This is a genomic window from Ruegeria sp. AF1 (assembly GCF_056542125.1).
This window is the reverse complement of record NZ_JBQFZG010000002.1, coordinates 243,676-264,871: the sequence shown is the minus strand read 5'-3', so window position 1 is coordinate 264,871 and position 21,196 is coordinate 243,676. Positions and strand designations below refer to the sequence as shown.

The window sequence follows — 21,196 nt, the reverse complement described above, 5'->3', positions numbered from 1 at the left end:
ACCCTTCACATGACAACAAGTTTCAGTGCGATACCCAGCATTACGACCCCGATCACTGCGTCCAGCACCTGCCAGGCGCGCTGGCGCGCAAACACCGGAGACAAAACACCAGCGCCGTATCCAAGTGAAAAGAAGAAGACAAAGCTGGAAGTGACTGCCCCAATGGCAAATCCGACCCGGTTATCATACTGTGCCGAGATAGAGCCGATCAGAACCACTGTGTCCAGATAGACATGCGGGTTCAGCCAGGTGAAGGCGAGAGCGGTAAGCATCGCGGTTTTGAGGCTGGTTCGCGGACCGTTGCCCGCTTCCATCACCGCGCCACCCCGCAGGGCAGACCCGAAGCTGCGCAGCCCATACCACGTCAGAAAAGCGGCCCCGCCATATCGCATTACAAGTTCAAACCAGGGAGCTGAATGGGTCAGGGTCCCTAACCCCGTGACACCTGCAACGATCAAAACCGCGTCGGACATTGAGCAGGTCAGGCACAGAAGGAACACATGTTCACGCCGCAGCCCCTGTCGCAGAATAAAGGCGTTCTGTGCCCCGATGGCGAGAATCAGACTGAAACCCAGCGCGAAACCGGCGATTATGGACGTGGGCATGGGATCTCCTACTACTGCAAGACGTTGACTAAGGCCGTCGGTGCGATCTATCAAATTAAAGATGCTATCCCAAGTTAAGCCTGGCTAATGCTGATTGATCCTCTTCACCTGTCCGCTTTGTCTGCCATTCTGCGCCATGGCAGCTTTGATGCGGCTGCGGCAGAGCTGGCGGTGACACCCTCGGCGATATCCCAGCGGATCAGGGCGCTTGAGGATCGGATTGGAGCCACCCTGATACATCGGGGCAGCCCTTGCACAGGAACGCCCGCCGGGCTGCGCATTGCCCGTTACGCGGAAGATGTCGGACTGCTTGAGGCACAGCTGGTTCGAGAACTGACGCTGGAGCAGGAACCAAGGTCCGCCCGCGTCCGCATTGCCATACCGGCAGACAGTCTGGCCACCTGGTTTGTTGATGCGATGGCGCAGGTGCCTGACATGCTTTTCGATCTGGTGATCGACGATCAGGATCATTCCGCAGACTGGCTGCGGCGGGGCGAGGTGAGCGCCGCCGTCACTGTTGGTGGTCAGACAGTGACCGGGTGCGACGCGATCCCATTGGGCGTGTTGCAGTATCTGCCAACAGCCAGCCCGGATTTCATTAACACCTGGTTTCGGGACGAAGTGACCGAGGCAGAGCTGGGCAAGGCACCCTGCCTGGTTTTCAACCAAAAGGACGGGCTGCAAAGGGCCTGGATTGTTCAACACACTGGCAAACGTCTGTCACCCCCGTCTCATTTCCTGCCTTCTTCACAAGGATTTGTGGACGCGGCGATTGCCGGGCTTGGGTGGGGTATGAACCCCGCGGCTCTGGTGCAGGAGGCTTTGAAACAAGGGCTGTTGCGCCCCATCGTACCTGATGCGCCGTTGGATGTCGCGCTGAGCTGGCAGGTTGGGCGTGTTCTTGCGCCCGCACTCAAACCACTGACCCAGGCTGTCAAAAAAGCTTCAGAACGGATTTTGCTTCCGCCTCAAAGCGGCTAAACAAACACGACATTTTCGGAGGAACCGATGTTCTCACGTGACGCTCTTAGCTATGACCCCATTCCCCTGCCGGACCGATGCGACATCAGCGATACAGACATGCTGGGCGCGGCGCAGGCATTTTACGAAAAGATGCGTCAGCGTCATACTGTACGGGATTTCAGCCCCCGCCCCGTTGCCCGTGAGGTAATCGAAACCAGCCTGAGCACCGCGGGTACCGCGCCGTCTGGCGCCAATCACCAACCCTGGCATTTTGCAGCCATCTCGGACCCTGCCCTGAAACGCCGCATCCGGGAAGAAGCCGAAGAAGAAGAACGCCGATTCTACGCAGGTGGCGCCGGGGATGAATGGATCAAGGCACTGGAGCCCATCGGCACCAACGCGGTCAAAGAACATCTGACAATCGCCCCCTGGCTGATCGTGGTTTTTGCCCAGCGCTGGGGGCAATTCGAGGATGGAACGCGGTACAAGAACTACTACGTCCCGGAAAGTGTGAACATTGCCACCGGCTTTCTGATTGCAGCGCTGCATCACGCGGGCCTCAGCACCCTGACCCACACCCCAAACCCGATGCGGTTTCTGAACGACGCGCTGGACCGGCCCGCGTCGGAAAAACCAACCATGATTATCGCGGTGGGACACCCGTCAGAAGGAGCGACTGTGCCTGCTGTGGCAAAACTCAAGAAACCCCTGGAAGAGATTTCATCCTTCTTCTGAGGCTTTCGCGACGCTCGCCAAAAACTCAATTCGAGGGCTGTTCCGCCTTTTTCCGTTCTGGTTGCATCATGCGGTAGCAGTTTATACAGGACACCAGACTGGCGACGACGATGAATGCGACGGCCATCGCGACCTCGTGCATATGGGCGACAGCGGCAAGGCCCGCAGACAACAACACCGCGGTTAAACGCGCGAACGCCTTGACCGCCGCCGATCCCCGCACCCGCTGCTCTTTGGGTGCCACATCCAGAAAATAGAGCTTACGCGCACTGCTGGTCCCGGTCACAGCAACGGTGACAACGAACAGTGCAATTGCATGCAAGTGAACCTGATGGTCGATGCCCAAATAGTGGAACACCAAAAGAACACTGCCTGTTGCGGCGACCATCAATGTCCCGACCACCATGACCGCACGATGGGATTTCATGTTGATGATTTGCCACAGAGGGCCCGATACAAGATATCCCGAAGCGGAAGAGACGATCATCGCGGTCAATCCCTGTGTCGAGCTGTGATGCGCTTCGGCTGCGATGAGCGCGAAGAACGGAACGGACAGCGACACAGCAACCAAGGGCAGACGCATGATCATATAGCTCCGGAACCACTGGTATTCGAACATGCCCAGAACACCCTTGATATTCGCCTTAATCGAAATGCCCCTTTCGGACTCCTGCGGTGTCGTCGGCGCGACCTCACGCGCGGTTTCTGTTATCGCCAGCATGAACAGACCAGACAGCAGGAAGAATAAAACCGAAACGCCAATCATGACTGAATGGCGCGAAAAGGGTGGATTATCCTTGGTGATCTGATGCACCAGCAACGCAAGGCCAATGGCACATAGCCCCCCTGCACCAAGCTGTAGATATTGCATGACCATGCGCGAACGCGCCTGAACATGGTCCCCTAGCAGATCCGTAAGCATCAAGGTCTGCACTTCGCTGACAAGCCCGATCACAAGAAATACAGACAGGAAAACCACTGCGATCAATGGGACAGCCCCGGTCGCGGCCGCAGCTATTGCCAGAACCAGACAGGCGCCAATGACCGCTTCGGTCAACGCAATTGCATGTTTCTTCCGGCTTCTTGCTGCAACGGGTTGCGCCAGAAAGAAGTCGGCAATCAAGCAACCGACCATCCGCACCGACACCAGTGCCCCTGCTACAAACATCGGCAACTCGAAGGAAACGGCTAAAAACGGCAAAACAACCGACGGGCTGCCGAGCGTCCACGCGACCTGAGACAGGATACTTTGCCCGGCCAGGACGGGCACGTTGCGCTTGGTCTGATCGGAAGTTTCGGATGTCATTCGTACTGTGTCTTCGTGTTTTCTGTATTTCCCGCACTTTCAGCCTAAGCGCATCGATTGTTTCAGCCAATAATTCAATAAGACCATCAAAAAACAAAAAACCCGGCCGTTGCGACCGGGTTTCAATGAGTTGGTATTGGGTCAGCTTAAAGCTGCGCCATGACCTCGTCGGTGGCTTCGAAATTGGTCGTGACACGCTGCACGTCGTCATCGTCTTCCAAAGCATCTACCAGCTTCATCAGCTTTTGCATGTCTTCCAGGCCCAGTTCCGTCGTTGTGGTCGGTTTCCAGACCAGCTTGGTGGATTCTGATTCTCCAAGCGCGGTTTCCAATGCAGAGGAGACATCGTTCAGATCGGTATCGGCGCACCATATGATGTGACCGTCATCCGAGCTTTCGACGTCTTCCGCGCCCGCTTCGATGGCCGCCTCGAAAATGGAATCTGCATCCCCTGCGGTCACCGGGTAAACAACCTCGCCTTTGCGTTCGAACATGAAACCGACCGAACCGGTCTCGCCCAGGTTGCCGCCATTCTTCGAAAAGGTCGAACGCACGGTCGATGCGGTCCGGTTGCGATTGTCGGTCATGGTTTCGACAATGACCGCAACACCATTGGGCCCATAGCCCTCGTAGCGGATTTCTTCGTAATCGTCACCTTCACCCGCTTGCGATTTCTTGATCGCGCGGTCGATCACGTCCTTGGGGACCGAGTTCGACTTGGCTTCTTTCACCGCCAGACGCAGGCGCGGGTTCTTGTCGGGATCGGGGTCGCCCATCTTGGCGGCGACAGTGATCTCTTTCGACAGTTTGGAAAACAGTTTGGACCGCGCGGCGTCCTGACGCCCCTTGCGGTGCTGGATGTTGGCCCATTTGGAGTGGCCTGCCATAGTGCGTCCTCGTCATCATGTTTGCGTGTTCGGCGCTCATATAGACGTTTGCGGGGGGCAGGATCAAGAGAGCGGCTTGCGACGACCTCACCGCCTTGTATGGTGACGGCATGACGACAGATCAGATCATTCTTTTCGCGCTTTTCATCACTGTCTTCGGAATGCTGCTTTGGGGTCGGTTTCGATACGACCTTGTGGCTTTTGCCGCGCTTATGTTCGGCGTCATGCTGGGTGTTGTGCCGGTGGGTGGCGCCTTTGAGGGCTTTGGCCACCCGGCGACCATTATCGTCGCGCTGGTGCTTGTGGTCTCTGCAGGCTTGGTCAGGTCGGGTGCGGTCTTTCTGATCACCCGCACTCTGGTTGATGCGTCACGGGGGCTGGGCGCACATATCGCCCTGATGGGCGGGATCAGTGCGATTCTGTCGGCCTTCATGAACAATGTCGCGGCGCTTGCCCTGCTGATGCCCGTGGATATTCAGACCGCGCGCAAAGCGGGTCGGCCCCCGGGTCTGTCCCTGATGCCCCTGAGCTTTGCCACCATTCTGGGGGGCATGGTCACTCTGATCGGCACCCCGCCGAATATCATCATCGCTTCGATCCGGCAGGAAACGCTGGGCGAGCCGTTTCACATGTTCGATTTCGCCCCTGTTGGTGGAATTGCCGCGATTGCCGGTCTGGCATTTGTCGCGCTGATCGGATGGCGATTGATCCCCAATCGCGGCGTGCAACAAGAAACATCCGAGGTGCTGGCCGAATACATTGCCGAACTGACGATCCCGCCGGGCTCTGCCCATATCGGTAAACGGGTCAGCGAACTTTATGAAACGGCCGAAAAATCCGACGTGGCTATCATCGGCCTGATCCGGGATGGGAAACGGCGATATGGCCGGTCAACCCATGCCACACTGAACGATGGCGACGCGCTGGTACTGGAAGCGCGCCCGGAGGCGCTGGACGAGTTCCGTTCAGCGCTGAAACTGGATTTTTCGGACACGCGACGGCAGGAGCTGCTGACGGCTGAAGGCGAAGGTCTGGAAGTAATCGAAGTGGTCGTTCCCGAAAGCGCGCGCATAAGCGGCCGTACAGCGCAGGGTATCGGGTTGGCCTGGCGCCAAAGTACCGTCCTGATGGGCATCTCGCGTCAGGGTCGTCAGATCACCGAACAGGTTCGCAAGACCGAGGTTCAACCGGGAGACATCCTGCTGCTGCTTTGCCCTCGTGATCGCAGCGCTGATGTGACCGATTGGCTGGGGTGTCTGCCACTGGCCGAACGCGGATTGAACGTGACGGCAAACGATAAGGCCTGGTTGGCCATCGGTCTATTTGCAGTTGCCGTCTTCGCGGCCAGTGTTGGGTTGATTTACCTTCCCGTCGCATTGGGGCTTGTCGTCATTGCCTATGTGCTGACCAAGGTCATGCCAATCACGGAGATCTATAACCACATCGAATGGCCCGTTGTCGTGCTGCTGGGTTCGATGATCCCACTGGGCAGCGCTTTGGAAACATCCGGCGGCACCGAGCTTATTGCCAATGCGCTGATCCAGCTGACCGACGGTCTGCCTGCATGGGCGATCCTGACGGTACTGATGGTCGTGACGATGACCTTGTCGGATGTACTGAACAACACCGCCACCGCCATCGTCGCGGCACCAGTGGGCATCCAGATGGCCCAAACGCTCGGGGTGTCGCCCGACCCTTTCCTGATGACCGTTGCCGTTGCGGCTTCGGCTGCGTTCCTGACGCCTATCGGTCACAAGAACAACACGCTGGTTCTGGGCCCCGGCGGCTATCATTTTGGCGACTACTGGCGCATGGGCCTGCCGCTGGAGGCTCTGATCATCGTGGTTTCTGTCCCCGCCATCCTTGTCTTCTGGCCATTGTGACGGGTAAAGGCTTTTCATGAAACGCTTTTTGATCCTGCAACTGCGCCCGGAAACGGATGCCTCCGACGCAGAATATGCTTCGATCCTGAACCGCAGCGGGTTGTCGCCCGAACGCACGCATCGCATCCGTCTGGATTGCGAAGACCTGCCAGAAGGGCTGAAAGTCACCGATTATGCGGGGGTTATCGTAGGCGGTGGGCCGGGATGCGTCAGTGACGACCCAGCAACCAAATCCGCGACGGATGCGCGGATCGAAGGAGCGATCCTGGGTTTGATGCCGCAGATTACCGCGCAGGATCATCCCTTCATGGGGTGTTGCTATGGCCTTGGTATTCTGGCCGTGCATTTGGATGGCAACGTGAGCAAAGCCCGGTATGGCGAGCCTGTGGGACCATCCAGGTGCCGCCTGACCCCCGAAGGACAACAAGACCCGTTGACCGCAGAGTTGGACGCCACCTTTGATGCGTTTGTTGGCCACAAAGAAGCGGTTCAAGCCCTGCCCGAGGGCTGCGTTCACCTTGTTGCGTCCGACCCCTGCCCGTTCCAGATGATCCGCTGGGGCCGGAACGTCTATGCCACTCAGTTCCATCCGGAAGCCGATGCCAAAGACTTTGAACAGCGTATCAACATCTACAGGAACCACGGCTATTTCCCGCCCGAAGACGCGCAGAAACTGATCGACCACTGCCATTCGGCGAAGGTCACGCAGCCCGGCGAAATCCTGCACCGTTTCGTCCAGCGATACGAGTGACCCAACGGCGTGGTTGCCTGCGCCTTTCCGCCTCGCTTAGGCTGATCTGACGCAACTTTGCGAGGGGTTGATTGCGGATCATCAGGTTGCCATTGCCGGCCGCCCTGTTTCGCTGACCCTGCTTTCGGCCGTCTGTGGCATCATGTTGCCTGCCCTGGATCTGCCGTTCACCGCTTTGTTCCGCCGCCGCTGAAAGGAGTGTTCATGACAAACAATACTGCAGATGCGATTATCGTCGGTTCCGGGTTGGCCGGGCTGGCAGCTGCGGCGGAACTGGGCGACCGGGGCAAGAAGGTGATCATTGTCGATCAGGAACCCGAAACCTTTTTGGGCGGTCAGGCGTTCTGGAGCCTTGGAGGCCTGTTCATGGTCGACACACCCGAACAGCGCCGCATGGGTATACGCGACAGCCACGAATTGGCGCTGCGCGACTGGATGGGCAGCGCGCAATTTGACCGTGGCGAAGACGCATGGCCCCGCAAATGGGCCGAAGCCTATATTGAGTTTGCCGCTGGCGAAATGCGGCCATGGCTGCACGAAATGGGCCTGCGCTGGTTTCCGGTCGTTGGCTGGGCCGAACGTGGCGGGTCTTATGCGACGGGGCATGGCAACTCGGTCCCGCGCTTTCATATCACATGGGGCACCGGCCCCGGCGTTCTGGAACAATTTATCCGACGCGTCCGCGACCATGTCAGCGCCGGATTGATCCAGATGAAGTTCCGCCACCAAGTCAGCCATATCATCATGCAGAACGGAACCGCCAAAGGTGTTTCCGGAGAAATTCTGGCCGATGACACCGCCCAGCGCGGTAACAAAACCAACCGCGATGAGGTTGGCGAGTTCGAAGTTTATGCCCCATCAATCATTGTCACGTCCGGCGGTATTGGTGGCAATTTTGACATGGTGCGTCAAAACTGGCCCCGGGACCGTTTGGGTGAGCCGCCCAAAGATATGGTTGCAGGGGTACCCTTTCACGTCGATGGCCGCATGATCGCAATCAGCGAAAAGGCGGGCGGCCATGTCATCAATGGTGATCGGATGTGGCACTACACCGAAGGCGTGCGCAACTGGGACCCGATCTGGCCCGCCCATGGCATTCGTATCCTGCCCGGCCCAAGTTCAATGTGGTTTGATGCCAGGGGCAACCGCCTGGCACCGCCCTGTCTGCCGGGGTTCGACACTCTGGGAACTCTGCGTGAGATCCTGAAAACCGGATATGAATACAGCTGGTTCGTTCTGACCCAGAAGGTGATCAAAAAGGAATTTGCGCTGTCCGGGTCGGAACAAAACCCCGACTTCACTTCAGGTAGCTGGAAAGAGGTAATCCGCCAACGCATTCTGTCAGGTTCCAGCGCAACCGCCCCGGTTGAGGCGTTCAAGGAAAAGGGTGAGGATTTTGTTGTTGCCAACACGCTGACTGAACTGGTCAACGGCATGAACCATCTGGGCGACACTCCGATAGACGAGGCTCATCTGCGTGCCCAGATCGAAGCCCGGGATTTGCAGGTCGACAACCCCTTTTCGAAAGACGCGCAGATGATGGCGATCCTTGCCGCGCGCAATTATCGCGGAGATAAACTGATCCGCACAGCCAAACCGCATAAGTTTCTGGATCCGGCCAACGGCCCGCTGATTGCCGTCAAGCTGCATATCCTGACACGCAAATCCCTGGGTGGATTGCAGACCAATCTGGACAGTCAGATGATTGGATCAGACGGCAATGTCGTGCCGGGCCTGTTCGCTGCTGGTGAAGTCGCCGGATTCGGCGGCGGCGGTTATCACGGCTACAACGCGCTGGAGGGTACATTCCTGGGCGGCTGCATCTTTTCCGGTCGCAATGCCGGGCGTTCAAGGGCTGTCGCCTGACGCACTTTCCCGGTTACTTGCGCATCAGTTTGATCACCGGCTGGCCCTGCGCATCCAGCAGAGCCAGAGCGTTGCCCTGCATCGCGAAGGTCGTGACGTTTTGCAAGGCTTGCAGGAATTGCCGCTCGACCGCGTCCAACGGAGGTGGGCAAGCCATGAGTGTTGCCGCCATGTTGTCAGGAAACGCAATACGATTACCGGAGATCTCGGCCCGACCACTGAACCGGTTGCAGCCGCTGCTGCCTGAAAAGACGCCATCCTGATCAAAGACAAGCTCAGGGCGTTTTTCGGTCTCGATAGGCGCACCATTCAGGCCCGAGGCGGTCCATTGGGTGTTATCCAGCGTTGCCGCCCCCTGCCCCTGGACCTGAACCAACAGCAGATCGGCGGCATTCTCTGCCCCATTAGTCAGAACCGGGTACACAGTATCTGTGGTGAACAGCAAGTTTTGCCCCTGCATCACTGAAGCCCGCACGCCATAGCGATGAGCATCGATGATCAGCGCGTCGTCATAGGTCAATTTGAACTGCGCGGGCACCCCGCTCAGCGCATACCGTTGCGCGGCAAGAGTGACAGCGGGGGCATCGGCCAGCGAGATATCCTGAAGCTCAACATAAAGGGTTGCGTCCGGTGGCAGTGCAATGCGCTCTCGGTACGTTGCGGTCCCTTCAACAATACCGGCAATAGCGACACTGCTTAAAGCTGCCCAAGTTGCTGCACCCGCCCATATTGCGCGACCCAAATGCTGCATCGGTCAAATCCTTTTGCAAACCCTCTTCGCAAAAGATCGTGTGCCCTTGGGTCTTTGCAAGATGTGCTTCGCCAAAGTGGCGATTCTGCGCCGAAATCACAAAGGCCAGATCAATGGAATAAGAAGGGATGCCAACAATCCGACCGTCAGGTTAAGCGGAACACCCACCTTCATGAAATCGGTGAACCTGTAGCCGCCAGGGCCGTAGACCATCATGTTGGTTTGGTACCCGATCGGTGTTGCAAAGGATGCCGAAGCCGCCACCATAACCGCAACTACCAACGGGCGCGGGTCCATTCCGACGGCCTGGGCCAGCCCGATGGCTATAGGCGTGACCACAACTGCGACCGCATTGTTGGAAACCAGTTCGGTCAGCACCGAAGTCAGCAGATAGATCGCCCAGATGATCAGGAAGGGCGGCAAAGCGCTTAGTCCCGGTGCCACGGCCTCGACAATCAGTGAAACCGCGCCAGAGCTGTCCAGTGACGCACCGATGGCGAGCATCGCGAAGATCAGCGCCAACAGGCGACCTTCGACAAACGAAAACGCCTCGTCCGCATCGATGCAACGGGTCAGAAGAACCACGGCTACGGCCACAATCGACAACAGCAGGATCGGCGCGACACCCAATGCCGCCAAGACGACGATCCCGACCAGCGCGCCAATTGCAATCGGTGCATGACTGCGACGGAAGGCGCGTGCAGAGGGCTGGCTGACATCCACCATGTCCATGTCTGCGGCAAGGCGCTGGATATCTGCCGGGGCGCCCTCCAGCAGTAATGTATCCCCTACCCGAACCACCAGATCATCCAACTGGCGACCGATATTCTGATTGCGTCGGTGAACGGCCAGCACATAGACACCATACCGGCGCCGAAGTCGCATCATTCCAAGGGTCCGACCCACCAAACGGCATCCGGGTGTGATCAGCACCTCGACGGTCTTGGTCTCGACAGCGGAAACCTGATCCACACGCTTCAGCTCTTTGTTGCTCTGTAGGCTCAAAAGTTCGGTCATCTCGGTGCGCAGAACCACGCGGTCACCGACCTGCAATTCAACGCCCTTCAGATTGCGCCGCAGCGATTCATCGCCCCGGACCACGTCGATCAGACGCACGCCGGGGCGTTTGAACAACTGAACGCCGGTCACTTCACGCCCGATCAGGTTGCTGTCGGGCGGAATGACCGCTTCGGTGAAAAACTTCATTCTGGACCGATCGCTGAGCAGCGAGGCCATGCTATCCCGCTCGGGCAACAATCTGGGGGCGATGAAACGCAGATAGATCATGCCGTAGATCACCAGTGCAATCCCCAGCGGCGTGACCTCGAATATCGAAAAAGCTTTCATCCCCTGCGCGCGGGCCACACCATCCACAAGCAGGTTGGTGGACGTTCCGATCAGTGTCAGTGTCCCGCCAAGAATGGCGGCATAACTGAGTGGAATTAGCAGCTTTGACGCGGGTACGTTCAGCGTGCGGGCGATTTGAACAAAAACCGGGATCATGACCACAACAACGGGCGTGTTCGACACAAAAGCCGAGGCCAGCACGACAAATCCCATCAGCAATCCGATGGCAATACGCGGGTTGACCTGCGCCTGCCTTTGCGCGGTCGACGTAAAGGCGTCCAAGGCCCCGGTCCGCACCAAGGCCCCCATGATGATGAACATTGCCCCAATCGTCCAGGGCGCGGGATTGGACAGGACCGCCAGCGCGCTTTGATAGGGCAGGATCCCTGTGACCAGCATCAGTGAAACACCACCGATGGCCACGACCTCGGCCGGATAAACCTCGCGCAGGAACATGACGAACATGCTCGCAACAATCAGCAGCGCCAGAATTGCGCTGCCCGTCTCTGTCAGTGAAAGGAAATTCATTCGTGGTATTCTGTCCGAACCCTGGCCCAAGCGCCTGATGACATGCAGTTTCACGCATTGCGCGTGGCAGGGCAAGCCTGACGTTCGTCAATCGGGCCCGGCTTGTTCCAAACGTCCACCAACGCGCACCATGCGAACAGATTTGGCCTGGCCGTCGCGATCATCCGTTTCGACGAAAACTCCGCTCAGCGTGGCCTCGCCAATGGCAGGGGTAAACCGGGTCTTGGGCATCCCGGTTATGAACCGGCGCATCGGTTCCTGCTTGTCCATACCAATGACCGAGTCATAGTCGCCGCACATGCCCGCATCCGTCAGATAGGCTGTGCCACCTGGCAGAATCTGCGAATCCGCTGTCGGTACATGGGTATGTGTTCCCACCACAAGGCTGGCGCGCTTGTCGCAATAATGACCCATGGCCATCTTCTCAGACGTCGCCTCGCAATGCATATCGACGATGATGGCCTGTGCCTGTCCACCCCGTGGGTGCGACTTCAGGATAGGTTCAATGGCCGAGAACGGGTCGTCGAATGGCCGTTTCATAAAGACCTGCCCCAACACCTGCACCACCAGAACTTTGCGCCCGCCGGGTGCGTTAAACAGCCGGTGCCCCCGCCCCGGCGCACCCTTTGCATAGTTCACCGGGCGCACGATGCGCTGTTCTTTCTCGATATATTGCAGCATGTCTTTCTGGTCGAACGCATGGTCGCCCAATGTCAGGCAATCTGCCCCGGCATCCAGCAGCAGCTTGGCGTGATCGCCGCTCAACCCCATGCCGTTCGACGCGTTTTCGCCATTGACCACAACGAAATCCAGCCGCCATTCGTCGCGCAGGCGCGGCAAATGTTGCTGAACGGCCGCGCGCCCCGCGCGCCCCATCACATCACCAAGAAACAAAATCCTCATGATCCGGGTCGTAGGTGCTGTGCTGGGCAATAACAAGGCGGAACCGTGAAATTTAAGTTGAGCCGAACTTGAAATTGCATGCAGGCGTGGCAAAGTCTTAGCCATGCGCTTAAATCAAAAGGACATGTTGTGAAGCTATTGGCAATACTGACATTCGGCCTTGTGGTCGCTTCGGGTGTTATGGCGCAAGGCACAAAGACATCCATGCCCAATCCCGCAGCAACCTTTTGCGTCGAGAATGATGGGGTTTACCAACTTCGGAAGAACGAAGATGGAAGCGTCTTTGGTATCTGCATCCTGAAAGACGGTACCGAGGTGGATGCCTGGGACTATTTACGCAGCCACTTTCAGCAATGAGGCTTAGAATGTCAGCACCCGGCTTTCGGTGATAACCATGTTCAGCGGCTGATCGGTCGGCTCCAGCGGCAGTTTCTGCGCCTCTTGCGCGTCAAAAGCGAAACCGATTGCCAGTGTCGCGCGCTTGCCTCGCAATCCTTCCAGCGTGCGGTCATAAAATCCACCGCCATATCCCAAACGCCCGCCGTTGGCATCAAAAGCCACCAGCGGCACAATCAGGATTTCGGGGTCGAAATAATCATCAACCTCGGGCACTCTGGCACCGAATGGGCCGTCTTTCAGCGGTCCTTCTGGCGTCCAGCGCGAAAATTTCAGAGGTTTTCCAGCGGCTTGTATCACGGGAACACCGACAGGTCCATAAGCCGCAGCTTCAGCCATGGCAGACACCGGGTCGATCTCGGTTCGGATTGGCATGTAGCCTGACAAGGGCACGCCGCGATAACCCGCCAGAACCTCGGACAAACGTCCGGCCGCACCGGGAACACGCGTGTCGAACGCGACCTTGCGGCGCGCAAATGCCGCTTTGCGTGCAGCTGCTTTGATTTCAGTCAGATCGGTCACAATAGCACCACACTGGCAAGCCCAAGAAAGATGAAGAACCCCATGACATCGGTTGTGGTTGTCACAAAGGTTCCTGACGCCAGCGCCGGGTCAATTCCCAGACGATCCAGCACTACCGGTACTACCGTACCTGCAAAGCCCGCGATGATCATGTTCACGACCAAGGCTGACCCAATCACGACACCCAGCCAAGGTGAACCGAACCACAGCATTCCCACGGTCCCCAGTACAATGGCAAAACAGAGCCCGTTCAACATGCCCACCAGCAGTTCCCGCCTGATAACGCGCATCACGTTTGAGTTGGTCAGGTCGCGCGTCGCCAGTGCGCGCACTGCAACGGTCAGCGACTGCGTTCCCGCATTGCCCCCCATGGATGCAACAATCGGCATCAGGATGGCCAGCGCGACAAGCTGGTCAATTGCCGCCGCAAATTGTGAGATCACCAACGAAGCACAGATTGCCGTGCACAGGTTTACCGCCAGCCAGGGCAACCGTCGCCGACTGGTGGCCGCCACACTGTCGGACAGCGAGCTTTCGTCGCTCACACCGGCAAGGCGCAGGATGTCTTCTTCGTGCTCTTCATCCAGAACAACCATCGCGTCGTCGATGGTGATCACACCAACCAGACGCCCGTCGGCATCGACCACGGGGGCCGAGATCAGGTGATACTGGTTGAAGGCATAAGCCACATCCTCCTCGTCCTGATCAACGGGGATGATGTGAAACTCCTCTTCCACCAGATCGCGCAACGGCACTTCACGACGGGACGCCATCAGCTTGCCCAATGTCACCTGCGCTGTTGGTTTCAGGCGCGGGTCGACCAGAACAACATGATAGAACTGCTCGGGCAGATCGTCATTGGCACGCATGAAGTCGATGGCCTGACCGACGGTCCAATGCTCGGGGGCCATAACGACCTCACGCTGCATCAAACGACCAGCAGAACTCTCGGGGTAAGCAAGCGCCTGTTGCGCTGCTAGCCGCTCGGAATCTTCGAGCGCGCCCAGAATGGCTTCCTGCTGCGGTTCCTCAAGATCTTCCAGAAGGTCAACGACGTCGTCGCTTTCCATCTCGCGCACGGCTTCCGCCAGAACCTCGGGGGTCAGAACGGCGATGATTTCCTCGCGAACCGATTCATCCAGTTCAGACAGGATGTCGCCGTCAAATTCCTTATCATAAAGCCGGATCAGCCGGGCCCGGTCATAAGGATTGATCTGCTCCAAAAGGTCAGCGATATCGGCCGCGTGCAGCGGCTCCATCAGCTCAATCAGCTTGTCGCGATCATCCACATCAACCGCATAAAGGATCGCCGCCACGGTCCGGCGATCCAGCGCATACGCGTCTTCGTCCTGGGGCAGATCGTGTTCGGCTTGGTTATTGCCTGTCGTCATGCGCTGCCCCCTTCTTTCGGCGATTGGCCCCTAAATAGAAGAAGCAGCTACCAGAAAACAATGACAATGCGCCGATTTACCCACTTCTTTCGTCTGCCTATGCTACAGCGCGGTCCCAAACAGGTGGAGAACAGGGCAAATGGCGCAAAAGACGCTTTTGAAAGGGCGCGTTCTGAGTTTCACAGGCTCACCCTTTGACGGAGAGCCAACCGAAGCGACCCGGCTGGACGAAGCCGTCGTGATTGACAAAGGACGCGTTGCCGATGTCGGCGCGTCCGATGCGCTGATGCGGCGTCACCCTGATGCCGTCATCAAGGACCATGGCAATCACCTGATCATTGCGGGTTTCGTTGACCCGCATGTGCACTACCCGCAGACCGCCATGATCGCCAGTTGGGGGAAGCGGCTGATCGACTGGCTGAACACCTACACCTTCCCCGAAGAGATGAAGTTTGGTGATCCTGAATACGCCTCTGAAATCGCCAACCGTTATCTGGATCTGACTGCCGCCCATGGCACCACGACGATGTGCAGTTTTTGCACCATCCACCCCGAAAGCGTGGATGCCTTTTTCACTGCCGCGCTGCAACGGGGACAGCGCGTGGTCGCGGGCAAGACCTGTATGGACCGCAATGCGCCTGAAGGCCTTCGGGACACGGCCCAGACAGCCTATGACCAATCTGCCGCGCTGCTGGAGAAATGGCACCGTGTCGACCGCCTGTCCTATGCCATCACGCCCCGGTTTTCGCCCACGTCCACCCCAGAACAGCTTGAGGCCATGGGCGCGCTTTGGGCGGAACATCCCCATTGCCTGATGCAAACACACCTGAGCGAGCAGACAGACGAAATCGAGTGGGTCCGCTCCCTGTTCCCCGATGCCCGGGACTATCTGGACACTTACGAAAAGTTCGGGTTGCTGGGGCAGAACGGACTTTATGGGCATGTCATCCATCTGGAAGACCGGGAACGCGATCGTCTGCGCGAGGTTGATGCGTCACTGATCCACTGCCCCACCTCGAACACCTTCATAGGGTCGGGTCTGTTCGACATGAACGGCTTGATCCACGATGGCCACCGGATCGGTCTGGCCACCGACACCGGTGGCGGATCAAGTTTTTCAATGCTGCGCACCATGGCTGCCGCTTATGAAATCGGTCAGTTGCGCGGGCGCCCCCTGCATCCGGCGCAATTGCTGTGGCTGGGTACAGTCGGGTCGGCGCGCAGCCTGCGGATGGATGATTGCATCGGCAACATTGCTCCGGGAATGGAGGCGGATCTGGTCGTGATTGATCTCGCCTCGACCCCGGCCATCGCCCAGCGCGAGGCTTGTGCAAACGATGTTTGGGAGGCAATCTTCCCGACCATCATGATGGGTGATGATCGGGCTGTGGCCGAGGTCTGGATCGGTGGGCGGAAGGCCGCTTAGGCCTGCAACGCCTTGGCAAGACTGTTTTGACGCTCAATCACGCGGGGCAGGTCAATCGTCGTGATATGCCCATCCCGCACGATCTGGCGGCCTTCTACAAACAGGTGCTTTACCTGCATCGGACCGGCCAGAAGCAGTGCTGCCGGGTCCCAACTGCCTGCGCATTCGATACTGCGCACATCCCAGACAGCAACATCCGCGCGTTTTCCCGGCACAAGCCGCCCGCAATCAGGACGCCCCAGCACATCGGCCCCGCCACGTGTTGCAATCTCAAATGCTTCGCGGGCCGACATCGCATCTGCCCCATTAACCACCCGCTGCAACAGCAGTGCCTGCCGGGCCTCAAGCATCAGATTACCGTTGTCGTTACTGGCCGAGCCATCAGCGCCGAGGCCGACCTTTACCCCCGCATCGCGCATCGCCCGCACCGGCGCGATGCCTGATCCCAGACGGCAGTTCGAACATGGGCAATGAGCGACACCGGTTTTCGTACGCGAAAACAGGTCAATCTCGGCCCCGTCCAGCTTGACGCAATGAGCGTGCCACACATCCGGGCCGATCCAACCCAGATCTTCGGCGTACTGACCGGGCCGACAGCCGAACTGAGCCTGTGAATAGGCGATATCTTCATCGTTTTCAGCCAGATGTGTATGCAACATCACGCCTTTGTCCCGTGCCAGAAGGGCGGCATCTCGCATCAGGTCCCGGCTGACCGAGAACGGTGAACACGGGGCCAGACCTACGCGGCACATCGACCCTTCGGACGGATCGTGAAAAGCATCCACGACGCGGATCATGTCGTCCAGAATAGCAGTTTCTTCTTCCACCAGGCTGTCCGGAGGCAGGCCGCCATCGCTTTCACCGATGCTCATCGCGCCACGTGTCGGGTGAAATCGCATCCCCAACTCGGATGCGGCAGCAATCGTGTCCTCCAGCCGCGATCCATTGGGGTAGAGGTACAGGTGATCGGAACTGAGCGTACAGCCTGACAGCGCCAGCTCTGCCAAACCGATCTGGGCCGAGGTGAACATCTCGTCTGGTCCGAACTTCGCCCAAATCGGATAAAGTGTTTGAAGCCACCCAAACAGCAATGCGTCCTGCCCGCCCGGCACCGCGCGGGTCAACGTTTGGTAAAGATGGTGATGAGTGTTCACCAGTCCGGGTGTCACCAGACAGCCCGAAACATCGTGAACCTCGCCTTGTGTCTGCAATCCGTACCCGATCCCCGCGATCTGGCCGTCGCGGATCAGAATGTCAGCCCCGGGGAGTTCCTGCCGGGACTCGTCCATCGTCAGGATCAGGTCAGCGTTTTTGAGTAGGATTTCTGTCATGTCGCGCTCCTGCATCTGCCCGTCTCTTGCAAGGAGTGCGAAGGTCGGCGGAAAACGGGCTTAAGAACCGACCGTGTATTATGTACCCGCCATCGGGATCTGCGACAACAGATTTCAGAACCGACGCAGGATCTGAAGGGCCTCTGCATGAATCTCTGCGTTGGCTGCGGCCAATGCCCTACCGCCCTCATGCGCTGGGCCACCTTGCCAATCGGTCACAATTCCGCCTGCCGCCTGAATAACCGCGATAGGCGCCTGAATGTCATACGAGTTCAGCCCTGCTTCGATCACCAGATCTGCCTGCCCAGCGGCCAACAAGGCATAAGCGTAGCAGTCCATTCCATATCGGGTCAGTTGCACCTGTTCCGATACGGCCTGAAACCCGGCCCGGTCATCCGGGGTGCCGACTTCAGGAAAAGTGGTGAACAGCGTCGCCTGCGCCAGAGATTTCGTCCCCCGGGTTTGCAGCTTACTGGTCCCCAGTGGCCCTGTAAGGTGCGCACCAGCTGTCGATCCGACAAAGCGTTCGCCAATATAGGGCTGATCAATCACTCCCATGATCGGCCCGTCTGCTGTGCTGAGCGCGATCAGAACGCCCCAAGTTGGTGTGCCACTGATAAACCCGCGCGTGCCGTCGATGGGGTCCAAAACCCAGGTTCGGCCACTGCTGCCCTTGTGCGCACCGTATTCTTCGCCCAACACGCCATCTTCGGGGCGCAACCGGGACAGCACCTCTCGCATGGCTTTTTCGGCGGCCCGATCCGCCGCGGTGACGGGGTCAAACCCTTCGGTCAGCTTATTCGCAGTTTCCAGATTGGTCTGACGAAAAAAAGGAAGAATGGCCGCGCGTGCCGCTTCGGCCATTTCTTCTGCAATTTCAATGTCGCTTAAACTCGCCGGATGCATGGCACTCTGGTGCGGGCATTACCTGACAAAGTCAAGCCAGTCTGATCAGGCGACGTCGCTGAGGACACGTGCAAGTTCAAACAGGCGGCGGCGCTGGTTTTCCGGAATTGCGTAGTAAGAGCGTACAAGATCCAGGGCTTCTTTATCGCCCATCAGATCAGCTGGAACAGATTTCTTGTCCGAGCTGCTTTTCTCGGCTTCTTCCAGACCTTCGAAGAAGAAGCTTACCGGTACGTCCAAAGCCTCGGCAATGTCCCACAGGCGGGACGCGCTGATTCGGTTGGCTCCGGTCTCATATTTCTGGATTTGCTGAAACTTGATACCAACTTGCTGCGCCAATTGTTGCTGGGTCATCCCAATCAGCCAGCGGCGATGCCGAACGCGTTTGCCCACATGGACATCGACGTGATGAGTCATTGGTATTCTCCTCTACTACACACACATTTGTACGGGATCGAGCGACGTCCGAGATCGCAATACCAACAGGGGCTTCCTTAACCGCCCCCTAATCCGGACTGTGCCGTCCCCCGTTACCAGCACTGATAGTCTATATTGCCCGTTTTGAATTTTTTTTCAAGCTGGTTGAGTCGATCCCCCCTCACAAGGGCTGTGGTTGTATGTGTCAAAAGCCCTGTGCGCTTTTCGCTTGCCCCGGTTGGACATGCGACAGATTTTCAGTCGTTTCAGGACGCCGCGGATAAGGAATTGACATCTTGTACAGCCGACGTGCCAATGCCCGAAACACGTGAGGAGCCACATGAAGGCCTTTTGTATTCGATCCGAGGGGGCAGTTGCCCAGCTGTGCGATGTACCGAAACCCGAGCCGGGTGAGGGTCAGGTGCGGGTGGCGATCAAAGCCTGCGGTTTGAATTTCGCTGATCTGTTGATGCAGAAAGGAACGTATCAGGATACACCGCCTGCGCCGTTTACTTTGGGAATGGAAATAGCCGGTGTCGTGGATGCCATCGGTCCAGGTGTGCCCACCCTGAAACCGGGTGATCGGATCGCCGTCTATTCTGGTCAGGGCGGGCTGGCAGAGTATGGCGTTTTCGACGCCGATCGCGCGATCCCGTTGCCAGACACGACCCGTTTCGAAGATGCCGCCGCGATCCAGATTGCTTATGGTACCAGTCACATGGCCCTTGACCACCGCGCCCGGCTGCAACCCGGCGAGACGCTTCTGGTAACCGGAGCAGCAGGCGGCGTTGGGCTGACCGCGGTTGAGATCGGCAAGCTCATGGGCGCCACCGTCATCGCACAGGCCCGCGGCCCTGAAAAGCTGGCCGTTGCCCGCGCCGCAGGGGCCGATCACCTGATTGATGCCTCAGAGGATCTAAGGGATCGGGTCAGATCGCTTGGCGGCGCGGATGTCGTCTATGATGCAATCGGCGGCGATGTGTTCAAGGCGGCCTTCCGCGCCACCAATCCCGAAGGCCGCCTGCTGCCCATCGGATTTGCCGGCGGCGATATTCCGCAAATCCCTGCCAATCATCTGCTGGTCAAGAATCTGACCGTGATCGGTTTTTACATTGGCGGGTATCTGAAATTCCGGCCAGAAGCCGTGCGCGAAAGTTTTGACACTCTTTTCCGCTGGCACGCCGAGGGCCGTATCAATCCGCACATTAGCCACGTCTTGCCTCTTGATGAGGTCGCGCAGGGCATGCGGTTGCTGAAAGAGCGGAAATCGACAGGCAAAATCGTGATCACCCCCTGACCACAATCAGCCCACTACGGCACGCAGCTGCGTCCCCCCAAGAAGGCGGAAGTTCTGACGTACCAGTTGTGCCAGCGCTTCGACAACCGCGTCTCGACCCGGTTCGCCACCATACAGGTTGATCATATGCGCAGGCAGGTCCGGTAACGCACCCCCGCTTTCGATCTGTTCAAGATGTGCGGCTTCGGTACCTTCCAGTGCCGCATACACTGCCAGATCAGCACTGACTGTGGCCTCGATTGTGCGGTCGTTTTCAGTTTCCACCGACAGTTCCCAGGGAATACCGGCTGCATCCAGCGCAGAGATCACCTGTGGTCGAAACAAGCAGCGACGTCCAAGTGCCAAAGGCAGCGGACGCTTGCGCCAGGCCGATCCACCCGGCGCACCTATCCAGCGCAAGGGCAGCTCTGCAATGGTTTCCGCACCGTCCACCGACGACGGTTCCGTGGTCAGGATCACGTCACATTCGCCGCGTTTGTACATGTCTTTCAACTGCAAGGAATAAGACGAGACCAACTGAACTCGGACCCGTGGGAAATCCGCGTTGAACCGTTGCAGGACCCGTGGGATGGCCGGGTAAACTATGTCGTGAGGAACCCCCAATACCACCTCACCCTCAAAGGCCTGATCGGTCAGTTTCGAGATGACCTCATCATTCAATGCGATCATACGGCGCGCATAGGCCAGCAGTTGCTCGCCAGACGCGGTCAGGGCAATCGTTCTGCCACTGCGGTCCAACAACTGAAGGCCAAGCAACTCTTCCAGCCGTTTCAACTGCATCGAGACCGCAGATTGCGTCAGATGCAGAAATCCGGCAGCGCGAGTCACCCCACCCTGATCCGCCACCGCAACAAATGACCGAAGGGTTGTGATGTCCAGATTCCGCATCTTCACGATTCCTTATGTGTTTCATCAAAAATATTCGTTTTAAAAATATGTCATACTCCCCCATATCAATCAAGGAAATTGATGAAGACGAGATAAA

20 protein-coding genes are annotated in these 21,196 nt (G+C 58.1%); 8 read left to right on the top strand and 12 right to left on the bottom strand.

Annotated features, from left to right (window positions below):
- Window positions 1-5: 5 nt before the first annotated feature.
- Window positions 6-605, bottom strand: a complete 600-nt coding sequence (locus ACR0BK_RS05845; protein WP_480554041.1) for a LysE/ArgO family amino acid transporter — start codon at window positions 603-605, stop codon at window positions 6-8.
- A gap of 87 nt (window positions 606-692) precedes the next feature.
- Here ACR0BK_RS05845 and ACR0BK_RS05840 point away from each other — a divergent pair, with 87 nt between their 5' ends.
- Both ACR0BK_RS05840 and ACR0BK_RS05835 read left to right on the top strand, forming a co-directional pair.
- The gene (locus ACR0BK_RS05840) at window positions 693-1,586 is read left to right on the top strand and encodes a LysR family transcriptional regulator ArgP (protein ID WP_480554040.1); all 894 of its coding nucleotides are present in this window, start codon (window positions 693-695) and stop codon (window positions 1,584-1,586) included.
- 27 nt (window positions 1,587-1,613) lie between these two features.
- A complete protein-coding gene (locus tag ACR0BK_RS05835; RefSeq protein ID WP_480516200.1) occupies window positions 1,614-2,303 on the top strand; it encodes a nitroreductase family protein in 690 nt (229 codons plus the stop codon).
- 25 nt (window positions 2,304-2,328) lie between these two features.
- On the opposite strand, the gene ACR0BK_RS05830 is transcribed toward ACR0BK_RS05835, so the two are convergent.
- Complete coding sequence (locus ACR0BK_RS05830) at window positions 2,329-3,609, bottom strand: MFS transporter (protein ID WP_480554039.1); 1,281 nt, start codon at window positions 3,607-3,609, stop codon at window positions 2,329-2,331.
- Window positions 3,610-3,755: 146 nt separating this feature from the next.
- The gene (locus tag ACR0BK_RS05825; RefSeq protein WP_480475805.1) at window positions 3,756-4,496 is read right to left on the bottom strand and encodes a YebC/PmpR family DNA-binding transcriptional regulator; all 741 of its coding nucleotides are present in this window, start codon (window positions 4,494-4,496) and stop codon (window positions 3,756-3,758) included.
- A 110-nt stretch (window positions 4,497-4,606) separates the two neighbouring features.
- Here ACR0BK_RS05825 and ACR0BK_RS05820 point away from each other — a divergent pair, with 110 nt between their 5' ends.
- From ACR0BK_RS05820 to ACR0BK_RS05810, 3 genes are all read left to right on the top strand, one after another.
- On the top strand, window positions 4,607-6,379 hold the full coding sequence (locus tag ACR0BK_RS05820; protein ID WP_480554038.1) for an SLC13 family permease: 1,773 nt from the start codon (window positions 4,607-4,609) through the stop codon (window positions 6,377-6,379).
- A gap of 16 nt (window positions 6,380-6,395) precedes the next feature.
- Complete coding sequence (locus ACR0BK_RS05815; protein WP_480554037.1) at window positions 6,396-7,130, top strand: glutamine amidotransferase; 735 nt, start codon at window positions 6,396-6,398, stop codon at window positions 7,128-7,130.
- A gap of 204 nt (window positions 7,131-7,334) precedes the next feature.
- Window positions 7,335-8,996: an FAD-binding dehydrogenase gene (locus ACR0BK_RS05810; protein WP_480475799.1), complete on the top strand. Its 1,662-nt coding sequence runs from the start codon at window positions 7,335-7,337 to the stop codon at window positions 8,994-8,996.
- Window positions 8,997-9,009: 13 nt separating this feature from the next.
- On the opposite strand, the gene ACR0BK_RS05805 is transcribed toward ACR0BK_RS05810, so the two are convergent.
- From ACR0BK_RS05805 to ACR0BK_RS05795, 3 genes are all read right to left on the bottom strand, one after another.
- Entirely contained in the window at window positions 9,010-9,747 is a 738-nt protein-coding gene (locus ACR0BK_RS05805) for a YbaY family lipoprotein (RefSeq protein WP_480554036.1), read from the bottom strand.
- 96 nt (window positions 9,748-9,843) lie between these two features.
- The gene (locus ACR0BK_RS05800) at window positions 9,844-11,622 is read right to left on the bottom strand and encodes an SLC13 family permease (protein ID WP_480493752.1); all 1,779 of its coding nucleotides are present in this window, start codon (window positions 11,620-11,622) and stop codon (window positions 9,844-9,846) included.
- An 87-nt stretch (window positions 11,623-11,709) separates the two neighbouring features.
- Window positions 11,710-12,525, bottom strand: a complete 816-nt coding sequence (locus ACR0BK_RS05795) for a TIGR00282 family metallophosphoesterase (RefSeq protein ID WP_480554035.1) — start codon at window positions 12,523-12,525, stop codon at window positions 11,710-11,712.
- A 129-nt stretch (window positions 12,526-12,654) separates the two neighbouring features.
- On the opposite strand from ACR0BK_RS05795, the gene ACR0BK_RS05790 reads away from it, so the two are divergent.
- Window positions 12,655-12,882 (top strand): putative hemolysin, encoded by a 228-nt coding sequence (locus tag ACR0BK_RS05790; protein WP_480475791.1) that lies wholly within the window; start codon window positions 12,655-12,657, stop codon window positions 12,880-12,882.
- Window positions 12,883-12,885: 3 nt separating this feature from the next.
- On the opposite strand, the gene ACR0BK_RS05785 is transcribed toward ACR0BK_RS05790, so the two are convergent.
- Both ACR0BK_RS05785 and mgtE read right to left on the bottom strand, forming a co-directional pair.
- The gene (locus tag ACR0BK_RS05785) at window positions 12,886-13,443 is read right to left on the bottom strand and encodes a 5-formyltetrahydrofolate cyclo-ligase (RefSeq protein ID WP_480475789.1); all 558 of its coding nucleotides are present in this window, start codon (window positions 13,441-13,443) and stop codon (window positions 12,886-12,888) included.
- Window positions 13,440-14,834 carry a magnesium transporter gene (mgtE, locus tag ACR0BK_RS05780; protein ID WP_480516184.1) on the bottom strand — a complete coding sequence of 465 codons (1,395 nt, stop codon included), beginning with the start codon at window positions 14,832-14,834 and terminating at the stop codon, window positions 13,440-13,442. The genes ACR0BK_RS05785 and mgtE overlap by 4 nt, the downstream gene beginning before the upstream one ends.
- A 139-nt stretch (window positions 14,835-14,973) precedes the next feature.
- On the opposite strand from mgtE, the gene guaD reads away from it, so the two are divergent.
- Window positions 14,974-16,260: a guanine deaminase gene (gene guaD / locus ACR0BK_RS05775; RefSeq protein ID WP_480554034.1), complete on the top strand. Its 1,287-nt coding sequence runs from the start codon at window positions 14,974-14,976 to the stop codon at window positions 16,258-16,260.
- Here guaD and ACR0BK_RS05770 read toward each other — a convergent pair.
- From ACR0BK_RS05770 to ACR0BK_RS05760, 3 genes are all read right to left on the bottom strand, one after another.
- Window positions 16,257-17,591 (bottom strand): 8-oxoguanine deaminase, encoded by a 1,335-nt coding sequence (locus ACR0BK_RS05770; protein ID WP_480554033.1) that lies wholly within the window; start codon window positions 17,589-17,591, stop codon window positions 16,257-16,259. The genes guaD and ACR0BK_RS05770 overlap by 4 nt on opposite strands.
- A gap of 114 nt (window positions 17,592-17,705) precedes the next feature.
- Window positions 17,706-18,497, bottom strand: coding sequence for a histidinol-phosphatase (gene hisN / locus ACR0BK_RS05765; RefSeq protein WP_480554032.1), 792 nt, complete (start codon window positions 18,495-18,497; stop codon window positions 17,706-17,708).
- Window positions 18,498-18,542: 45 nt separating this feature from the next.
- Window positions 18,543-18,914, bottom strand: a complete 372-nt coding sequence (locus tag ACR0BK_RS05760; protein WP_480475779.1) for a helix-turn-helix domain-containing protein — start codon at window positions 18,912-18,914, stop codon at window positions 18,543-18,545.
- A gap of 340 nt (window positions 18,915-19,254) precedes the next feature.
- Here ACR0BK_RS05760 and ACR0BK_RS05755 point away from each other — a divergent pair, with 340 nt between their 5' ends.
- Window positions 19,255-20,211, top strand: coding sequence for an NADPH:quinone oxidoreductase family protein (locus ACR0BK_RS05755; RefSeq protein ID WP_480554031.1), 957 nt, complete (start codon window positions 19,255-19,257; stop codon window positions 20,209-20,211).
- Between the two features lie 6 nt (window positions 20,212-20,217).
- Here ACR0BK_RS05755 and ACR0BK_RS05750 read toward each other — a convergent pair whose 3' ends face one another.
- Window positions 20,218-21,099 (bottom strand): LysR family transcriptional regulator, encoded by an 882-nt coding sequence (locus tag ACR0BK_RS05750; RefSeq protein ID WP_480475775.1) that lies wholly within the window; start codon window positions 21,097-21,099, stop codon window positions 20,218-20,220.
- Window positions 21,100-21,196: the final 97 nt, after the last annotated feature.